The sequence below is a fragment of the Streptomyces sp. NPDC001816 genome, assembly GCF_042892235.1.
Taxonomy (GTDB): Bacteria; Actinomycetota; Actinomycetes; order Streptomycetales; family Streptomycetaceae; genus Streptomyces.
In genome coordinates this window covers 1-15729 of the sequence record NZ_JBIATY010000014.1, presented here as the reverse complement: position 1 = coordinate 15729, position 15729 = coordinate 1, and the positions used below count along the sequence as shown (strand labels likewise).

The window sequence follows — 15729 nt, the reverse complement described above, 5'->3', positions numbered from 1 at the left end:
CGGCACACGAGGAATGGGGCGGGAAACGGCCATGATGGGACCAGCACACTCACTGTCGGGGGCCGCGGCCTGGCTCGGCGTAGGAGCGGCGGCCGCCGCGGCCGGGCACCCGATGCCCTGGCCGGTCCTGCTCGTCGGTGCGCTGATCTGTGCCGGTGCGGCGCTCGCCCCGGACCTCGACCACAAGGCCGCCACCATCTCGCGGGCCTTCGGGCCGGTCTCGCGATGGCTCTGCGAGATCGTGGACAAGCTGTCGTACGCCGTCTACAAGTCGACCAGGAAGAAGAGCGACGCGCGGCGCTCGGGCGGCCACCGCACGCTCACGCACACCTGGCTGTGGGCGGTCCTCATCGGCGCCGGCAGCTCCGCGGTGGCGATCGCCGGTGGCCGGTGGGCGGTGCTGGCCATCCTCTTCGTGCACATGGTCCTGGCGATCGAAGGTCTGCTGTGGCGGGCGGCCCGGGGCTCCAGCAGCGATGTCCTGGTCTGGCTGCTCGCGGCGACGAGCGCCTGGATCCTCGCGGGGATCCTGGACAAGCCGGGCAACGGCTCCGACTGGCTGTTCACCGCGCCGGGGCAGGAGTACCTGTGGCTGGGGCTGCCGATCGTGCTGGGTGCGCTGGTGCACGACATCGGGGACGCGCTGACGGTGTCCGGCTGCCCGATCCTGTGGCCTATTCCGGTGGGCCGCAAGCGCTGGTACCCGCTGGGGCCGCCGAAGGCGATGCGGTTCCGGGCCGGCAGCTGGGTCGAGCTGAAGGTGCTGATGCCGGTGTTCATGCTGCTCGGGGGAGTGGGCTGCGCCGCTGCCCTCAACGTGATCTGACGCGCGCGGCCGCGTCAGCCCGCATCGCCCGGCTCCGCCCCGCCGTACCGGCGCTCGAACCGGGCGATACGGCCCTCGGTGTCCACCGTGCGGGCCTTGCCCGTGTAGAAGGGGTGGCTCTCGGAGGAGATCTCCACGTCGATCACCGGGTAGGTCTCGCCGTCGTCCCACTCGATGGTCTGCTCGCTGCTCGCCGTGGACCGGGTGAGGAAGGCGTAGCCGGCGGTGCGGTCGCGGAAGACCACGGCGTGGTACTCAGGGTGCTTGTCCTGCTGCATGGCGGCTCCTCGCGCGGGGCGGGCGCCCAGAGGGCGTCCTGGTCAGCCGGAGAGGGAGTCCTCGTCGACGATGTGCATCGCTGCCTCCTCGGCGGAGGCGGCGGCTCCGTCGATGCCGACGTCGGTGGCGATGAGGGCGCTCTCCTCGTCCTCGTGGGCGCCTTCGTCGGGGGCGACCAGGCGGCCGGAGCGGCGCGCACCGACCTCGTTGTCGAGGAGTTCACCGTCGGCCTCGCAGTCGCCGATGCCGTCGCTGTCGGGTGCGGTCGTGTCCGGCAGTTCCTCGGCGAGCCGCTGGTCCAGCGTCTCCCCGGACAGGCGTTCGCTCGCCGTCACTCCGCTGTGCTCCACCGCCCACGGCCGCTCCGGAGGGGACCAGCCGCGGTCCAGCGGGTCGTCGACGCCGTCGAAGTCCAGTGTGTCCTCGACGTCGAGCACGCCCGAGTCGTCCCGGATCTCCGAGGCATCGGGCTGGTAGACGTCGTCCCCCCATCCGTCGGCGCTGTCCACGGGTACCTCCAGGTGGTGAGGACGGCCTCGTGCCCCGGCGAGGGGCAGGGCGCCGCCGGCACGCTCGGCACGGGTTTCACGCGGCCGGAACGTAAGGGATCCCAGCCGTTCCCCGAGCCGGTGCCGCTATCCAGCCTTCCACCCCTGATCGGCACTGCGCAACGGCACGGGCGGAGGTCTGCGGCCGTGCACCCCCGCCAGACCCCTTCTCTCCGCTTCTTCCCGGGTTCACCCACCCACCCCCGTCCGGTCCACACGATCACTGTCCGTGACACCGTGTGTGCGGTCACCGTCCGTGTCGCCGCGAATACGGCGACACGATCCTCAGTCCCTGCCCGCGAGCACTCAGCCGTGCCACGACCGCCACAGCGCCGCGTACGCCCCGTCCGCCGCGACCAGCTCCTCGTGGCTGCCCAGCTCGCTGATGCGGCCGTTCTCCACGACGGCGATCACATCGGCGTCGTGGGCGGTGTGCAGGCGGTGGGCGATGGCGACCACCGTGCGGCCGTCGAGGACGCCGGCCAGGGAGCGTTCCAGGTGTCGGGCCGCGCGGGGGTCGAGCAGCGAGGTCGCCTCGTCCAGGACCAGGGTGTGCGGGTCGGCCAGCACCAGCCGGGCCAGCGCGATCTGCTGGGCCTGCGCCGGGCTGAGCGCCAGTCCGCCGGAGCCGACCTCGGTGTCCAGCCCGTCGTCCAGCGCCCGCGCCCAGCCGTCCGCGTCGACCGCGCCCAGCGCCGCCCACAGCTCGGCGTCGTGGCCGGCGACGGGGGTCCCCCCGCTCGAGCGAAGTCGAGAGTGGGGGAGGGCCAGCAGGAGGTTGTCGCGCAGGGAGCCGACGAAGACGTGGTGCTCCTGGTTGACCAGGGCGACGTGCGAGCGGACACGTTCGGCCGGCATCCGGGACAGTTCCGCGCCACCGAGGGTGATGCTGCCGTCCCGGGGCGCGTAGATGCCGGCGAGCAGCCTGCCCAGCGTGGACTTGCCCGCACCGGAGGGTCCGACCAGGGCCAGCCGGGTGCCCGGGGCGACCTGCAGGGAGACCTTGCGCAGCACATCGACGCCCTCGCGGTAGCCGAAGTGCACCCGGTCGGCTTGCACGTCCCTTCCACCGGGCGACAGCGAGGCGTCCCCGGCGTCCGGCTCGATGTCCCGGACACCGACCAGCCGGGCGAGCGACACCTGGGCCACCTGCACCTCGTCGTACCAGCGCAGGATCAGGTTCACCGGGTCGACGAGCATCTGGGCGATGAGCGCGCCCGTCGTCAGCTGGCCCACCCCGATCCAGCCCTGCAGCACGAACGCACCGCCGACCATGAGCACCGAGCCGAGCACGATGACATGGACGGCGTTGATCACCGGGAAGAGCACGGACCGCAGCCAGAGGGTGTACCGCTCCCAGGCGGTCCACTCCTTGATCCGCCGCTCCGACAGGGCGATGCGCCTCTCGCCCAGGCGGTGCGCCTCGATGGTGTGGCCTGCGTCCACGGTCTCGGCGAGCGCGGCGGCGACGGCGGCGTAGCCGGCGGACTCGGAGCGGTAGCCGGAGGGCGCCCGCTTGAAGTACCAGCGGCACCCCGCGAACAGCACCGGTACGGCGAGCAGTACGGCGGCCGCCAGCGGCGGGGCCGTCACGACGAGCCCGCCGAGCAGCAGCAGCGCCCACACCACACCGATCGCCAGCTGCGGTACGGCCTCCCGCATGGCGTTGGCGAGGCGGTCGATGTCGGTGGTGATGCGGGAGAGCAGGTCACCCGTGCCGGCCCGCTCCAGCACGCCCGGCGGCAGCCCCACCGAGCGGACGAGGAAGTCCTCGCGCAGGTCGGCCAGCATCCGCTCACCGAGCACCGCACCGCGCAGCCGCACCTGGAGGACGAACAGGGCCTGCACGAGGAGGGCGCACACGAACAGCCCGGCGGTCAGGCCCAGATGAAGTTCCCGTGCGCCGTCCGACACGCGCTCGACGAGGTCGCCGAGCAGGTACGGGGCCACCATGGAGGCGACCACGGCCACGGTGTTGACGGCGATCAGGAGCAGGAAGGCCCGGCGGTGCCGGCGGAACAGCTCGGACACGTACGCGCGCACGGTCGAGGCCGCGCCGACGGGCAGGGTGGTGGCGGTCGTCGGGGCCGCCGGGTCGTACGCCGGTGGCGCAACGCCGATCATGCGCTCTCCTCGATCTCTTCCAGCTTGTCGAAGGCACCCAGGAGGGTGCCCCCGTCAGCCAGGGCCGTATCCGCGTCGGCCGCGGCCAACTCCTCGTCGGTCTCGCGCGTCACCACGGCCCGGTACCGCGGTTCGGTGTCGATCAGTTCGCGGTGCAGGCCGACCGCGACCACCTCGTCCTGGTGGACGAGGGCGACCCGGTCCGCGCGGTCCAGCAGCAGCGGCGAGGAGGTGAACACCACCGTCGTCCGGCCCGAGCGCAGCCGTCGCAGCCCGTCCGCGATCCGGGCCTCGGTGTGCGAGTCGACCGCGGAGGTCGGCTCGTCAAGGACCAGCACCTCGGGGTCGGTGATCAGGGACCGGGCCAGCGCGAGCCGCTGCCGCTGGCCGCCGGACAGGGAGCGGCCGCGCTCGGTGATGCGGGCGTCCATCGGGTCGGCGGCGTCCAGCGACCCCTGGACCAGCGCGTCCAGGACGTCCTCGCACTGCGCGGCCGCCAGCGCGTCCTCGGCGTGTACGGCACCGGAGGAGGGCACGTCGAGCAGTTCGCGCAGCGAGCCGGACAGCAGCACCGGGTCCTTGTCCTGGACGAGGACGGCGGTGCGGGCGCTGTCGAGCGGGAGGTCGTCGAGCGGCACCCCGCCGAGCAGCACTGCCGGGCCGGGCTCGGCGGGGTGGCCGCCCAGCCGCTCCGCGAGTCGGCCGGCCGCGTCCGGGTCGCCGCACACCACCGCGGTGAACCGGCCGGAGGCCGCGAGCAGACCGGTGGCCGGGTCGTACAGGTCGCCGCCCGGCACCGCGGCCGCGCGGGAGCCGTCGGCGTCCGTGGACCGCTCCAGCGACAGCACGCGCGCTGCCCGTTTGGCCGAGGGCCGTGAGAAGGAGTACGCCATGGCGATCTCCTCGAAGTGCCGCAGCGGGTAGTTGAGGACCATGACCGCGCTGTAGACGGTGACGAGTTCGCCGACCGTGATCCGGTCCTGGCGGGCCAGGTGGATGCCGTGCCAGACGACCACGACCAGCAGCAGTCCGGGCAGCAACACCTGGATGGCGGAGATCAGCGACCACATCCGGGCGCTGCGCACGGCCGCGTGCCGTACCTCCTGCGAGGCGCGGCGGTAGCGGTCGAGGAACAGTTCCTCGCCGCCGATCCCGCGCAGGACGCGCAGCCCGGCGACGGTGTCCGAGGCCAGTTCGGTGGCCCGGCCCGCCTTCTCGCGCTGGATGTCGGCGCGACGGGTGGCCCCGGGCAGCAGGGGCAGCACGGCGAGCGCGACGATCGGCAGGCCCACGGCGACGACCACACCGAGGGCGGGCTGGTAGACGACCAGACCCACACAGACCGCGACGACGGTCAGCGCGGCGGCGGTGAAGCGGGAGACGGCCTCGACGAACCAGCCGATCTTCTCCACGTCGCCGGTGGAGACGGCCACCACCTCGCCGGCGGCGACCCGCCGGGTCAGCGCGGAGCCGAGTTGGGCCGCCTTGCGGGCCAGCAACTGCTGGACCCGGGCGGCGGCGGTGATCCAGTTGGTGACGGCGGTCCGGTGCAGGAAGGTGTCGCCGACGGCGACGGCCGTGCCGCACAGCAGCATCAGAACACCCGTCAGGGCGAGCCGGGTGCCTGAGGGGTCGATGACGGCCTCGACGGCGAGACCGACGCAGAAGGGCAGGGCGGAGACGGCGACGAAGTGCAGCAGGCCCCAGGCGAGCGCCTTGAGCTGGCCGCCCATCTGGTTGCGCCAGAGCCACCACAGGAGGCGAGGACCCGAACGTGCGTCCGGCACGCCGGGGTCGGAATACGGAAGGTCTTGAATCTGCATGACGTCCCAGTGGCTCGTGTCAGGGAGGACGGGAGGCGGGAACAAACCGTGAAAGGGTCGCGTCGCAGAGTGATGAAATTCAACCGGTTTTCCCCGACGGCCCGCGAAATCCACTGGGTTCCGGCCAGGCGTCGTCGCCCAAAGCGGCCCACGTCCGGGAGCTCTGTGGTCCGGTGCGGCGCATGCCCGGAGGGTCGCTCGACCGGCCGATACGTGATGTCATCATGGTCGCGTGCGGATAGACGGTGTGCGGCGAGTGACCATGGCAGTGGCGGCTTTCGGAACCCTCCTCGCGGCCTTGTCCGCGTGCGGGGCGCAGGGAGGCGGCCACGCCGACCCGGAACCCGGCGGCCAGGCCCGGCAGTCCGGCACGGCCGGCCGAGACCCGCGCAGCATCCCGGGCGTCGGCGCCGGCCTCCAGCGGCGGATTCCGGCCGACTCCCGGCAGGTGGTGGCCGTCTACGGCGAGGGCAAGGACTCGGCGGACTCCACGGTCGTGCTCTACGTCAAGCGAGGCGAGGCATGGCAGCGGATCCGCAGTTGGTCGGCACACAACGGCAAGAAAGGCTGGACCACCGACCATCACTCCGGTGACCGGCGCAGCCCCGTCGGCGTGTTCACCCTCACCGACGCCGGTGGCGTGCTCGAGGATCCGGGTGCCGAACTGCCCTACACGCAGGACGCTTCCTTCACCGCCCCGCGCTGGTGGGCCAAGTCGCACTGGCACGACTTCGACTACGTCATCGCCATCGACTACAACCGGGTCAAGGGCACCCCGCCGAACGATCCGACGCGCCCCCAGGGCGAGGAGAAGGGCGGGAGCATCTGGCTGCACATGGACCACGGCAGCGGTACGTCGGGCTGCGTCAGCATGTCCAAGTCGGCCATGCGGTACCTGCTGCGCACGCTCGACCCGGATCAGCATCCCGTGGTGGTCATGGGGGACAAGGCTGACCTGATGAGCTAGTACGGATGGCGGGACGCCTCATTGCGGGGCGGCCCCGACTCCCCGTAGAACACCGGCCATGAGAAGACGGATAGTCATGTCCATGCTCGCCGGAGCGACCCTCCTGGCGGGCACGTTCTTCGGCACCGGGGTCACTGCCGCGCAAGCCGCACCCCAGGCCGCCACCGACGCTCCGGCCGAGTTCGGCACCGACTGGCACGACCCGGTGACCGCCGCCCCGCCCGTCGACCGTCCGCACACCAAGTCCTGCCAGGTCACCCTGGCCGAGGCCCAGTTCCGTGACTTCACCCCCTACCGGGGCGCCTACACACCGCCCCAGGGCTGCGGCGACCGCTGGAGCAAGGTCGTCCTGCGCCTCGACGGCAAGGTGAAGGGACGTCAGTACGACCGCCTCGGCTATCTGCACGTCGGCGGGGTCGAGATCCTGCGCACCTCGACACCCGAACCGTCACCGGACGGCATCGAGTGGCATGTGGAGAAGGACGTCACCCGTTACAGCAACACCTTCCGCGGCCCGCAGGACGTCGAGATGCTCATCGGAAACGTCGTGGACGACACCTACACCGGCGTCATCGACGTCAAGGTGACGCTCACCTTCTACGCGGGCCGCGCCGAGACGCCCGCGCCCGACCGTGTCCTCACCCTGGCCGACACGCCCGACGGCACGACCCTCACCACCCCGCGCAACAGCGAGCGCATCGTCGCCGAGGTGTACGCCACCGGATCCGGCGGCGGCTGCGAGGAGTTCTGGTACCTGACCGTGGCCGACCCGGCGTCGTACTCCTGCAAGGCGGATCACGGGCCGTACCGCGAGGTGCAGATCAAGGTCGACGGGCAACTCGCCGGCATCGCCGCGCCGTTCCCGAACGTGTGGACCGGTGGCTGGTCCAACCCCTTTCTCTGGTACGTCATCCCGGGTCCGCGTGCCTTCGACGTCAGGCCCGTCGAGTACGACCTGACACCCTTCGCCGGACTCCTGAACGACGGCCGCCCGCACCGCGTCGAGGTCTCCGTCGTCGGTGTGCCCGCGGGGCAGTCCGGCTGGAGCACCCCCGTGAACGTCCTGGTCTGGCAGGATGCCCACCGCGCCCACGTCACCGGTGCCGTCACCACGGACCGGGCGAGCGGCATCGCCAACTCCTCGACCTACACACCCGGTTCGGAGAACCGCGTCGACACCGAGGCCGCACACCGGCTCACCGTCTCCGGATACCTGAACACCTCGCACGGCCGCGTGACCACCACCGTCACCCGCACGCTCGCGAACACCTCCGCTCACCGCTGGACCGACGGCGAGAACACGGACGGGCTCGACGCGACCTGGACGGACGACGAGACGGTGAACGTGCGCGGGCAGGGGCTCGCGCGAACGACGCACACGCACCGGACGTACACCATGAACGGCGCCACGACCCTGGGCGCGAACGACCGGCTGCGCACCGTGCTGGACCTCGGCGACCGGGCGACGGTCGTGGAGCGGCAGGGCGGCCGGCGCACCGCGTGGTCGCGGCTCGACGACACCTACAGCGGCGACGCGGCGTACACGATCAACGTCCCGCGCGACCAGCGCCATGCGGTCGGCACGACGAGCGAGCGCTACCGCCTCACCGGCTCGGACGGCTGCTACGACCGTTCGCTGACCACGGTCCAAGGGGTGCTGACGGAGGACCACAGCCGTTGCTGAGGGCGGCGGTGCGGGCTGCGCCACACGAGTGATTCACGCGGCTGTCGCATGCGGCCCCCGCTCCGACCTCGTGGAGCGGGGGCCACGGCCGTTCAGCAGGGCTTGGACGCCTCTCCGTCGATCAGGGTGTCCAGCAGCACGCCCAGCACCTCGCGCTCCTTCTCCGTCAGCGGAGCGAGGATCTCCGCGGCGGCCGACCGGCGCGCGCCGCGCAGCTCGCGCAGGGTCGCCCGGCCCTCGTCCGTCAGCTCGATGCGGGTCACCCGCCGGTTCGTCGGGTCCGGCACCCGCCGCACCTTGCCGCTCGTCTCCAGCCCGTCGACGAGGGTCGTCACCGCACGCGGCACCACCTCCAGGCGCTCGGCCAGGTCGGCCATGCGCGGGGGCGAGCCGTAGTGCGCGAGGGTGCGCAGCAGCCGGGACTGGGCCGGCGTGACGCCCAGGTCGCGCCGCTCCAGGTGGCGCTTCTGGATGCGGTGCACCCGGCGGGTGAGCCGCAGCAACTGCTCGGCGAGCAGGCCCTCGGGATCGGGGGTGGTCATGCGGGAACAATATCAGGATGCCGTTCATTGTGAGTATAGGTAACAATGAGCTACGATCCGTTCGCCATCGTCGGCCGCACCCTGGGCCGGCGCCCGCTCACCTCCGTAGGAGCCCATGCACCCCGACCGTGAACCCTCCTGGACCCCACCTGCCGACGCCGAGGAACAGCCCCGGCAGGTGCGCCGCATCCTGAAGCTCTTCCGTCCCTACCGCGGGCGGCTCGCGATCGTCGGCCTGCTCGTCGGCGCATCGTCGCTGGTCTCGGTGGCCACGCCGTTCCTCCTCAAGGAGACCCTCGACGTCGCGATCCCCGACGGCCGCACCGGCCTGCTCAGCCTGCTCGCGCTCGGCATGATCCTCAGCGCCGTCCTGTCCAGCGTCTTCGGCGTACTCCAGACGCTGATCTCGACCACCGTCGGCCAGCGCGTCATGCACGACCTGCGCACCGCCGTCTACGGCCGCCTGCAGCGCATGTCGCTCGCCTTCTTCACCCGCACCCGCACCGGCGAGGTGCAGTCCCGCATCGCCAACGACATCGGCGGCATGCAGGCCACCGTCACCTCCACGGCCACCTCCCTCGTCTCCAACGCCACCAGCGTGGTCGCCACGATCCTCGCGATGGTCGCACTCGACTGGCGCCTGACGGTCGTCTCGCTGCTTCTGCTGCCGGTGTTCGTGTGGATCAGCCGCCGCGTCGGCAACGAACGCAAGAAGATCACCACCCAGCGGCAGAAGCAGATGGCCGCGATGGCCGCCACGGTCACCGAGTCGCTCTCCGTCAGCGGCATCCTCCTCGGCCGGACGATGGGCCGCTCCGACTCCCTCACCGCGTCCTTCGCCGAGGAGTCCGAGCGCCTGGTCGACCTCGAGGTGAAGTCGAACATGGCCGGGCGCTGGCGCATGGCCGTGATCACGATCGTCATGGCCGCGATGCCCGCCGTCATCTACTGGACCGCGGGCCTGGCCCTCCAGCTCGGCGGCCCGCAGGTCTCGCTCGGCACCATCGTCGCCTTCGTCTCCCTCCAGCAGGGCCTGTTCCGCCCGGCCGTGAGCCTGCTGGCGACCGGTGTCCAGATCCAGACCTCCCTCGCGCTCTTCCAGCGCATCTTCGAGTACTTGGACCTGCCCATCGACATCACCGAGCGCGCGGAGCCGGTCCACCTCGACGCGATCAAGGGCGAGGTCCGCTTCGAGGAGGTCGAGTTCCGCTACGACGGCAAGGGCGGCCCGGTCCTCGACGGCATCGACGTCACCGTGCCGGCCGGCGGCAGCCTGGCGGTGGTCGGCCCGACCGGCGCCGGCAAGTCCACGCTCGGCTATCTGGTGCCCCGGCTCTACGACGTCACCGGCGGCCGCGTCACGATCGACGGCGTCGATGTGCGCGACCTCGACTTCGACACCCTGGCCCGCGCGGTCGGTGTCGTCTCGCAGGAGACGTACCTCTTCCATGCCTCGGTCGCCGACAACCTCCGCTTCGCCAAGCCGGACGCCACCGACGAGGAACTGCACGCGGCGGCCCGGGCCGCCCAGATCCACGACCACATAACCGGGCTGCCCGACGGCTACGACACGGTCGTCGGTGAACGCGGGCACCGCTTCTCCGGCGGCGAGAAGCAGCGCCTGGCGATAGCCCGCACCATCCTGCGCGACCCGCCGGTCCTCATCCTCGACGAGGCCACCAGCGCCCTGGACAACCGCACCGAAGCCGCGGTGCAGGACGCCATCGACGCCCTGTCGGCCGACCGGACGACCCTCACCATCGCCCACCGCCTGTCCACCGTCCGCGGCGCCGACCAGATCGTCGTCCTGGACTCCGGCAAGGTCGCCGAGCGGGGCACGCACGAGGAACTGCTGGATCTGGACGGACGCTACGCGGCCCTGGTGCGCCGGGACGCCCAGCTGGAGCCGACGGGCTGACACGGAACCGTAGCCGACAAGCTGACGATATGTCGGATTTGAAGCGATATGCGTATTAACGTGCCTGCATGCAGATGAACACTCCGCGACGGAGCACGATGCGACTGACGCGCCGGGGCAGGTTCCTCCTCGTCATGTCCGGCGCCGCCCTGGCCGGCACCGCCGCCGTGGCGGTGCCGCTGCTGACTCGGGGGAGCGGTCATGTGGAGGCGAAGCCCCCCATGCTGGTCATCCCGGAGGGCTGGCGCGCGAACCAGATCTACGACGCCGTCGACAGGGCCCTCGCGCTGCCCCCGGGCAGCACCCGGAAGTCACTCGGCAAAGCCGCCCTCAAGCTGCCGAAGGAGGCCGCGGGCAACCCGGAGGGCTACCTCTTCCCGGCGACCTATCCCATCGAGAAGGGCGCCACCCCCGAGTCGCTGCTGCGGTTCATGGTCGACACCGCCAACAAGAAGTTCAACGGCGCGCCGGTCGCTGCCGGGGCCCAACTCAACGCGGTGAACGTCTACCAGGCCGTCACCATCGCCAGCATCGTCCAGGCCGAGGCCGCCACCAAGGCCGACATGGGCAGGGTGGCCCGGGTCATCTTCAACCGGCTGCAGCGGGGCATGCCGCTGCAGATGGACTCCACCATCAACTACGCACTCAACCGCAACACCGTGCACACCAGCCTGGACGACACCCGCATGGAGAGTGTGTACAACTCCTACCAGCGCATGGGTCTGCCACCCACCCCGATCGACAACCCCGGCGAGGACGCGATGCGTGCCGCGATCAACCCGCCGCCCGGTGACTGGCTGTACTTCGTCACGATCAGGTCGGGCGACACCCGCTTCACCGCCGACTACTCCGAGCACCTGCGCAACGTGGCCGAGTTCAACGCCGCGCACCAGGCATCGGGGCAGCCCCAGCAGTCCCAGCAGCCCAGCGCAAGCCCGCAGCGGCTGCCGGCCACGCAGCCGCCCCGCTGAGCCGGCAGGACATCACGCGGCGGCCGGCTCGACCGGTTCGACCTGCTCGTCCGGCTTTTCGGCCAGCAGTCGCGTGATGTCCCGTACGGCCGCGCGTCCGGCCCGGTTGGCGCCGATGGTGCTGGCCGAGGGGCCGTAGCCGACGAGGTGGATGCGCGGATCGGCGACCGCGCGGGTCCCCTCGATCCGGATCCCGCCGCCGGGTTCGCGCAGCCGCAGCGGCGTGAGGTGATCGAGTGCGGCCCGGAAGCCGGTGGCCCACAGGATGACGTCGGCGTCCACGTGCCGACCGTCGTTCCACTCCACCCCGTCCGGGGTGATCCGGTCGAACATCGGCCGGCGGTCCAGGACCCCGTCGGCCAGTCCCTGCCGGATGGCGTCGTTGAGCGGGAGTCCGGTGACGGAGACCACACTCCTCGGCGGCAGACCCTGCCGTACCCGCTCCTCCACCAGGGCCACCGCCGAGCGGCCCGCCTCCTGGTCGAACGGGCCCTCACGGAAGACCGGGGGCCGCCGGGTGACCCAGGTGGTGGCGGCCGCGTACGGAGCCAGCTCCAGCAGGTGCTGGGTGCCGGACGCCCCGCCGCCGACCACCACGACCCGCTTCCCGGTGAACTCCTCCGGCCCGGCGTACCGCGCGGTGTGCAACTGCCGTCCGTGGAAGGTCTCCTGACCGGGGTAGCGCGGCCAGAACGGCCGGTCCCATGTGCCGGTCGCGTTGATCAGCGCCCTCGTGGACCAGTTGCCGTCCGAGGTCTCCACGAGCAGTCGCCCGGCGTCCCCCTCGCGCACGGCGCGGACGTCGACGGGGCGCCGTACCTGCAGGTCGAAGGTGCGCTCGTACCGGTCGAAGTACTCGCGGATCACCTCCGCCGAGGGCCGGGCCGGATCGGCGTCCGTCAGTTCCATGCCCGGCAGGGAGTGCATCCCGTGCACCTTGCCGTACGTCAGCGACGGCCAGCGGAACTGCCAGGCGCCGCCGGGGCCGGGGGAGTGGTCCAGGACCACGAAGTCGCGGTCCGGCTCGAAGCCGGTGCGCCGCAGGTGATAGGCGCTGGACAGACCGGCCTGTCCAGCGCCTATGACCACTACCTCGACCTCGCGCAATTCGTTCACGGTTCCACTAACAGTGAGGCGACCAGGGATCTTCCCGAGCGCTCATCTCGGAGTCACGCCGGACGGGCGCTTTGCCGCGGTCAAGGTGGTGCGCTCGCAGTTCGTGGAGGACGACGGATTCCGGACATGTTCCCGCCGTGAGGTGGAGGCGTCCCGCAGGGTGTCGGGCGTCGTACACGGCTGCGGTGGTCGACGCGGACGGCGGACGCGCGCCGTTGTCGTGGCTGGCGTCGGTGTTGGTACCCGACCATCGCCGCCGACGGGCCGGGGGTCATCGACTTCGGGATCGCACGGGCCACCGACAGCGAGGGCGGCACCGAGATCACCCACGCGGGCCGGCTGGTCGGCTCTCCCGCCTTCATGTCTCCGGAACAGGCCGAAGGGCGTGAACTCACCCCGGCCGGCGACGTGTTCTCGGTCGGAGCGGTGCTGTTCCAGGCGTGCACCGGACGGAGCCCGTTCGCCGGTACGTCCACGCCGCAGACGTTGTACAACGTCGTACACACCGAAGCCGACCTCACCGCGCTCCCGGAGGAGCTGCGCGGCCTCGTCGGACGGTGCCCGGCCAAGGACCCGTCCCAGCGGCCGACCCCGGTCGAGATCCCGCGGTCTCTCGGGCGGCTTGCAGCAGATCGGGCTCGCGCACCAGGGCACGGGCGAGGGAGGCGCGCTGTGCTTGGCCGCCTGAGAGGGTCCTCGGCCAGCCTCGCTGCGACGGCCGAGGCCGATTTCGTCCAACGCCCGTGCGGCGACTACGCGTTCGGGCTTGCCGGGCAGGGCGAGCAGCACGTTGGACCACGCCTTCTTCCAGGGCATCAGCCGGCGAGCCTGGAAAGCGACGGCCCTGCGGCGGGAGACGAGGGCGGTGCCCGCAATGTCGCGGGGTTCACCGGCCGGTGAACGTCGGTCGCCATTGCAGCAGCAGCCTGTCGAGGGAGCGGACGATGAAGTCGGCGAGCAGGCCGAGGAAGGCGTAGACGATCAGGCAGACCACGATCACGTCGGTGCGCAGGAAGTCCCGCACAGTCCCGCACCTGCACCATCAGGAAGCCGATGCCGGCGTACACGCTGAGGCAGAGCGGGCAGGGCTGAACGCAACATGCGGCCGAACGTAGCCAGGCGCGCTCCATGGTCAACGGTTTCTCGCCCTGTGACCTCACGTACCAGGAAACGGTCGCGCCATGCCATGGGGCCTCGGCGTATGGGCCAGGATGGGGGCATGTCAGATGCCTTCACCACTCGGATGCTGCATGTCGCCACCGGTTCCAGGGAGCGGGTCGTGGACCTGACCTCCGACTGTGAGGAGTTCCTGCGCGAGGCGGCGGCCGGCCGCGACGGCCTGCTCAATATTTTTGTGCCCCATGCAACTGCCGGCATCGCCGTCATCGAGACGGGCGCCGGCAGCGACAACGACCTTCTGACCGCCCTGCACACCCTGCTCCCCGCCGACGACCGCTGGCAGCACCGGCACGGCAGCCCGGGCCACGGCCGCGACCACGTCCTGCCCGCGATCGTCCCGCCGCACGCGACCCTTCCGGTCATCGGCGGCCAACTGGAGCTGGGCACCTGGCAGTCGGTGTGCCTCGTGGACACGAACAAGGACAATCCCGACCGCAAGGTGCGGCTGAGCTTCCTGGCGTGACTTCCTTCCGAGGAGCAACTTTCACGGTCGGCCGAAGGCCGAGGAAGTTGAACGCTGTCCTATGTGTGACGGAATTAGCGTGATGAGGGTCTTCGCCCCTCGGAGGAGGCCGCTGACCTGGGATTCTGTCATTCGGAGCGATGGGGTGCGCTTCCTGACGCTCGTTCGACGGCAAGACAGGCCGACACGGGAGACGTGTGAAAGCTCCACTCTCGACTGTGCGTTCCACCCATCCGCGCAGAGTGCCGTCTGACGGGGACGGCCCAGGAGCAGCACCCCATCAACTGTGTTGATGGGGTGCTGGGCTGTGTGCGCGGAGGCGTTCACCTGCGTTCGTGGGTGACTTGCCTACGGGAAGGCGGCCCGGCACATGGTCCCGGCTGAACGCCGTTGACCGTCGCTGAATGAGACGGGAATCGAGACGGCTGCACTCCTTGCCGCAGCACCGGAGACAGCGCGCGGCCAGCTGTCGAAACCATCGCGAGCGTGGGAGCTAAGCCGCCTTGGATTGCGCCGCACGCGTGCCCGAGGCGGGACCCTGTACCTCTTTGAGCAGGAAGGTCTCGTCTTCCCCGAAGTCAGGGGCCTGGAAGGGGTTGGTCGTCGGAGGCGGCGATGCTGCGGTGGAGCAGAGGGGTTGCCCTTCCAGGGCGGAGAATAGCGACGTCAGATCGATGAGAGGACTCTCTTTCGTTACAGGTCCCTGAAGGCGCCTGCTGTGCCGTATCCGGGCACAGCGGTCCTACAGCTTGGTCATCTTGGCGTACGGGCTCAAGATCCGCATTTGCGCCGAGCCGAAATCCACGAGCGCCGCGATTCCGTCCTCGATGCCGATCACCCGGCCGAGGCCGTACATGTCGTGTGTGACCTGATCTCCCACGGCGAAGTGCTTGGGAGCCGGTGTGACCGGGGCCTTGAAGGGGCTGGTGGGCAAGTGACGCTTCGGTGCAGCAGGCTTTGTCATTGCCCCCAGTATGCGCCTACGAACTGCGCTGGTGGCCGCCTCGCTGATCGTTGGACGCCAGTCCAGCAGGAGCTGAGCCTGTCGACCGGCCGGCCTGCAGACGGGCGGAGCCGGGCGGTTCGGCTTCGTATGACGCCGCACCACCCGTACCCTTCGGGGACCACGGCGTCAGATAGCGGGCGCCAAACACTGGAGGCAATACCTCGTGCTGATTGCTCAGCGTCCGTCACTGACCGAAGAGGTCGTCGACGAGTTCCGCTCCCGGTTCGTGATCGAGCCGCTGGAGCCGGGCTTCGGCTACACCCTCGGCAACTCCCTGCGCCGC

13 protein-coding genes and 4 pseudogenes are annotated in these 15729 nt (G+C 70.8%); 8 read left to right on the top strand and 9 right to left on the bottom strand.

What is annotated here, in order from left to right; translation table 11 throughout:
- Positions 1–31: 31 nt before the first annotated feature.
- Positions 32–826: a metal-dependent hydrolase gene (locus tag ACFYZZ_RS36860; protein WP_389185813.1), complete on the top strand. Its 795-nt coding sequence runs from the start codon at positions 32–34 to the stop codon at positions 824–826.
- Between the two features lie 14 nt (positions 827–840).
- Here the strand turns inward: ACFYZZ_RS36860 and ACFYZZ_RS36855 are convergent, their stop codons facing one another.
- The 4 genes from ACFYZZ_RS36855 to ACFYZZ_RS36840 form a co-directional block, all read right to left on the bottom strand.
- The gene (locus ACFYZZ_RS36855; RefSeq protein ID WP_389185810.1) at positions 841–1104 is read right to left on the bottom strand and encodes a type B 50S ribosomal protein L31; all 264 of its coding nucleotides are present in this window, start codon (positions 1102–1104) and stop codon (positions 841–843) included.
- Positions 1105–1146: 42 nt separating this feature from the next.
- Positions 1147–1614 carry a DUF5709 domain-containing protein gene (locus ACFYZZ_RS36850; protein ID WP_389185807.1) on the bottom strand — a complete coding sequence of 156 codons (468 nt, stop codon included), beginning with the start codon at positions 1612–1614 and terminating at the stop codon, positions 1147–1149.
- A 345-nt stretch (positions 1615–1959) separates the two neighbouring features.
- The gene (locus tag ACFYZZ_RS36845; protein ID WP_389185804.1) at positions 1960–3777 is read right to left on the bottom strand and encodes an ABC transporter ATP-binding protein; all 1818 of its coding nucleotides are present in this window, start codon (positions 3775–3777) and stop codon (positions 1960–1962) included.
- On the bottom strand, positions 3774–5600 hold the full coding sequence (locus ACFYZZ_RS36840) for an ABC transporter transmembrane domain-containing protein (protein ID WP_389185801.1): 1827 nt from the start codon (positions 5598–5600) through the stop codon (positions 3774–3776). Before ACFYZZ_RS36840 ends, ACFYZZ_RS36845 begins: the two co-directional genes overlap by 4 nt.
- 262 nt (positions 5601–5862) lie before the next feature.
- Between ACFYZZ_RS36840 and ACFYZZ_RS36835 the strand changes: the two genes are divergently transcribed.
- Together ACFYZZ_RS36835 and ACFYZZ_RS36830 are read left to right on the top strand one after the other, a co-directional pair.
- A complete protein-coding gene (locus ACFYZZ_RS36835) occupies positions 5863–6567 on the top strand; it encodes a L,D-transpeptidase family protein (RefSeq protein WP_389185798.1) in 705 nt (234 codons plus the stop codon).
- A gap of 58 nt (positions 6568–6625) precedes the next feature.
- Entirely contained in the window at positions 6626–8251 is a 1626-nt protein-coding gene (locus tag ACFYZZ_RS36830; RefSeq protein WP_389185795.1) for a peptide-N4-asparagine amidase, read from the top strand.
- A 92-nt stretch (positions 8252–8343) separates the two neighbouring features.
- On the opposite strand, the gene ACFYZZ_RS36825 is transcribed toward ACFYZZ_RS36830, so the two are convergent.
- On the bottom strand, positions 8344–8793 hold the full coding sequence (locus tag ACFYZZ_RS36825) for a MarR family winged helix-turn-helix transcriptional regulator (RefSeq protein WP_386581369.1): 450 nt from the start codon (positions 8791–8793) through the stop codon (positions 8344–8346).
- A 115-nt stretch (positions 8794–8908) separates the two neighbouring features.
- Between ACFYZZ_RS36825 and ACFYZZ_RS36820 the strand changes: the two genes are divergently transcribed.
- Positions 8909–10711 (top strand): ABC transporter ATP-binding protein, encoded by a 1803-nt coding sequence (locus ACFYZZ_RS36820; RefSeq protein WP_389185792.1) that lies wholly within the window; start codon positions 8909–8911, stop codon positions 10709–10711.
- Between the two features lie 68 nt (positions 10712–10779).
- Positions 10780–11682, top strand: a complete 903-nt coding sequence (gene mltG / locus ACFYZZ_RS36815) for an endolytic transglycosylase MltG (protein WP_389185789.1) — start codon at positions 10780–10782, stop codon at positions 11680–11682.
- A gap of 12 nt (positions 11683–11694) precedes the next feature.
- Here the strand turns inward: mltG and ACFYZZ_RS36810 are convergent, their stop codons facing one another.
- Positions 11695–12798: an NAD(P)-binding domain-containing protein gene (locus tag ACFYZZ_RS36810; RefSeq protein WP_389185786.1), complete on the bottom strand. Its 1104-nt coding sequence runs from the start codon at positions 12796–12798 to the stop codon at positions 11695–11697.
- A gap of 180 nt (positions 12799–12978) precedes the next feature.
- On the opposite strand from ACFYZZ_RS36810, the pseudogene ACFYZZ_RS36805 reads away from it, so the two are divergent.
- Positions 12979–13347, top strand: a pseudogene (locus ACFYZZ_RS36805) (protein kinase); the annotation flags it as partial.
- Between the two features lie 76 nt (positions 13348–13423).
- Here the strand turns inward: ACFYZZ_RS36805 and ACFYZZ_RS36800 are convergent.
- Positions 13424–13701: pseudogene (locus tag ACFYZZ_RS36800) on the bottom strand (ATP-binding cassette domain-containing protein); the annotation flags it as partial.
- Positions 13685–13859: pseudogene (locus tag ACFYZZ_RS36795) on the bottom strand (ABC transporter permease); the annotation flags it as partial. The pseudogenes ACFYZZ_RS36795 and ACFYZZ_RS36800, both read right to left, overlap by 17 nt.
- 158 nt (positions 13860–14017) lie before the next feature.
- Between ACFYZZ_RS36795 and ACFYZZ_RS36790 the strand changes: the two are divergent.
- The gene (locus ACFYZZ_RS36790) at positions 14018–14440 is read left to right on the top strand and encodes a YjbQ family protein (protein ID WP_389185784.1); all 423 of its coding nucleotides are present in this window, start codon (positions 14018–14020) and stop codon (positions 14438–14440) included.
- 742 nt (positions 14441–15182) lie between these two features.
- Here the strand turns inward: ACFYZZ_RS36790 and ACFYZZ_RS36785 are convergent.
- A complete protein-coding gene (locus ACFYZZ_RS36785; protein ID WP_152861212.1) occupies positions 15183–15404 on the bottom strand; it encodes a hypothetical protein in 222 nt (73 codons plus the stop codon).
- Positions 15405–15609: 205 nt separating this feature from the next.
- Here ACFYZZ_RS36785 and ACFYZZ_RS36780 point away from each other — a divergent pair.
- A pseudogene (locus tag ACFYZZ_RS36780) lies at positions 15610–15729 on the top strand (DNA-directed RNA polymerase subunit alpha); the annotation flags it as partial.

What these genes read in the sequence shown, in the direction of transcription:
- ACFYZZ_RS36860 (WP_389185813.1), top strand. Translation starts at nt 32, where the DNA reads ATGATGGGACCAGCACACTCACTGTCGGGGGCCGCGGCCTGGCTCGGC.
- ACFYZZ_RS36855 (WP_389185810.1), bottom strand. Translation starts at nt 1,104, where the DNA reads ATGCAGCAGGACAAGCACCCTGAGTACCACGCCGTGGTCTTCCGCGAC.
- ACFYZZ_RS36845 (WP_389185804.1), bottom strand. Translation starts at nt 3,777, where the DNA reads ATGATCGGCGTTGCGCCACCGGCGTACGACCCGGCGGCCCCGACGACC.
- ACFYZZ_RS36840 (WP_389185801.1), bottom strand. Translation starts at nt 5,600, where the DNA reads ATGCAGATTCAAGACCTTCCGTATTCCGACCCCGGCGTGCCGGACGCA.
- ACFYZZ_RS36835 (WP_389185798.1), top strand. Translation starts at nt 5,863, where the DNA reads ATGGCAGTGGCGGCTTTCGGAACCCTCCTCGCGGCCTTGTCCGCGTGC.
- ACFYZZ_RS36830 (WP_389185795.1), top strand. Translation starts at nt 6,626, where the DNA reads ATGAGAAGACGGATAGTCATGTCCATGCTCGCCGGAGCGACCCTCCTG.
- ACFYZZ_RS36825 (WP_386581369.1), bottom strand. Translation starts at nt 8,793, where the DNA reads ATGACCACCCCCGATCCCGAGGGCCTGCTCGCCGAGCAGTTGCTGCGG.
- ACFYZZ_RS36820 (WP_389185792.1), top strand. Translation starts at nt 8,909, where the DNA reads ATGCACCCCGACCGTGAACCCTCCTGGACCCCACCTGCCGACGCCGAG.
- mltG (WP_389185789.1), top strand. Translation starts at nt 10,780, where the DNA reads ATGCAGATGAACACTCCGCGACGGAGCACGATGCGACTGACGCGCCGG.
- ACFYZZ_RS36790 (WP_389185784.1), top strand. Translation starts at nt 14,018, where the DNA reads ATGTCAGATGCCTTCACCACTCGGATGCTGCATGTCGCCACCGGTTCC.
- ACFYZZ_RS36785 (WP_152861212.1), bottom strand. Translation starts at nt 15,404, where the DNA reads ATGACAAAGCCTGCTGCACCGAAGCGTCACTTGCCCACCAGCCCCTTC.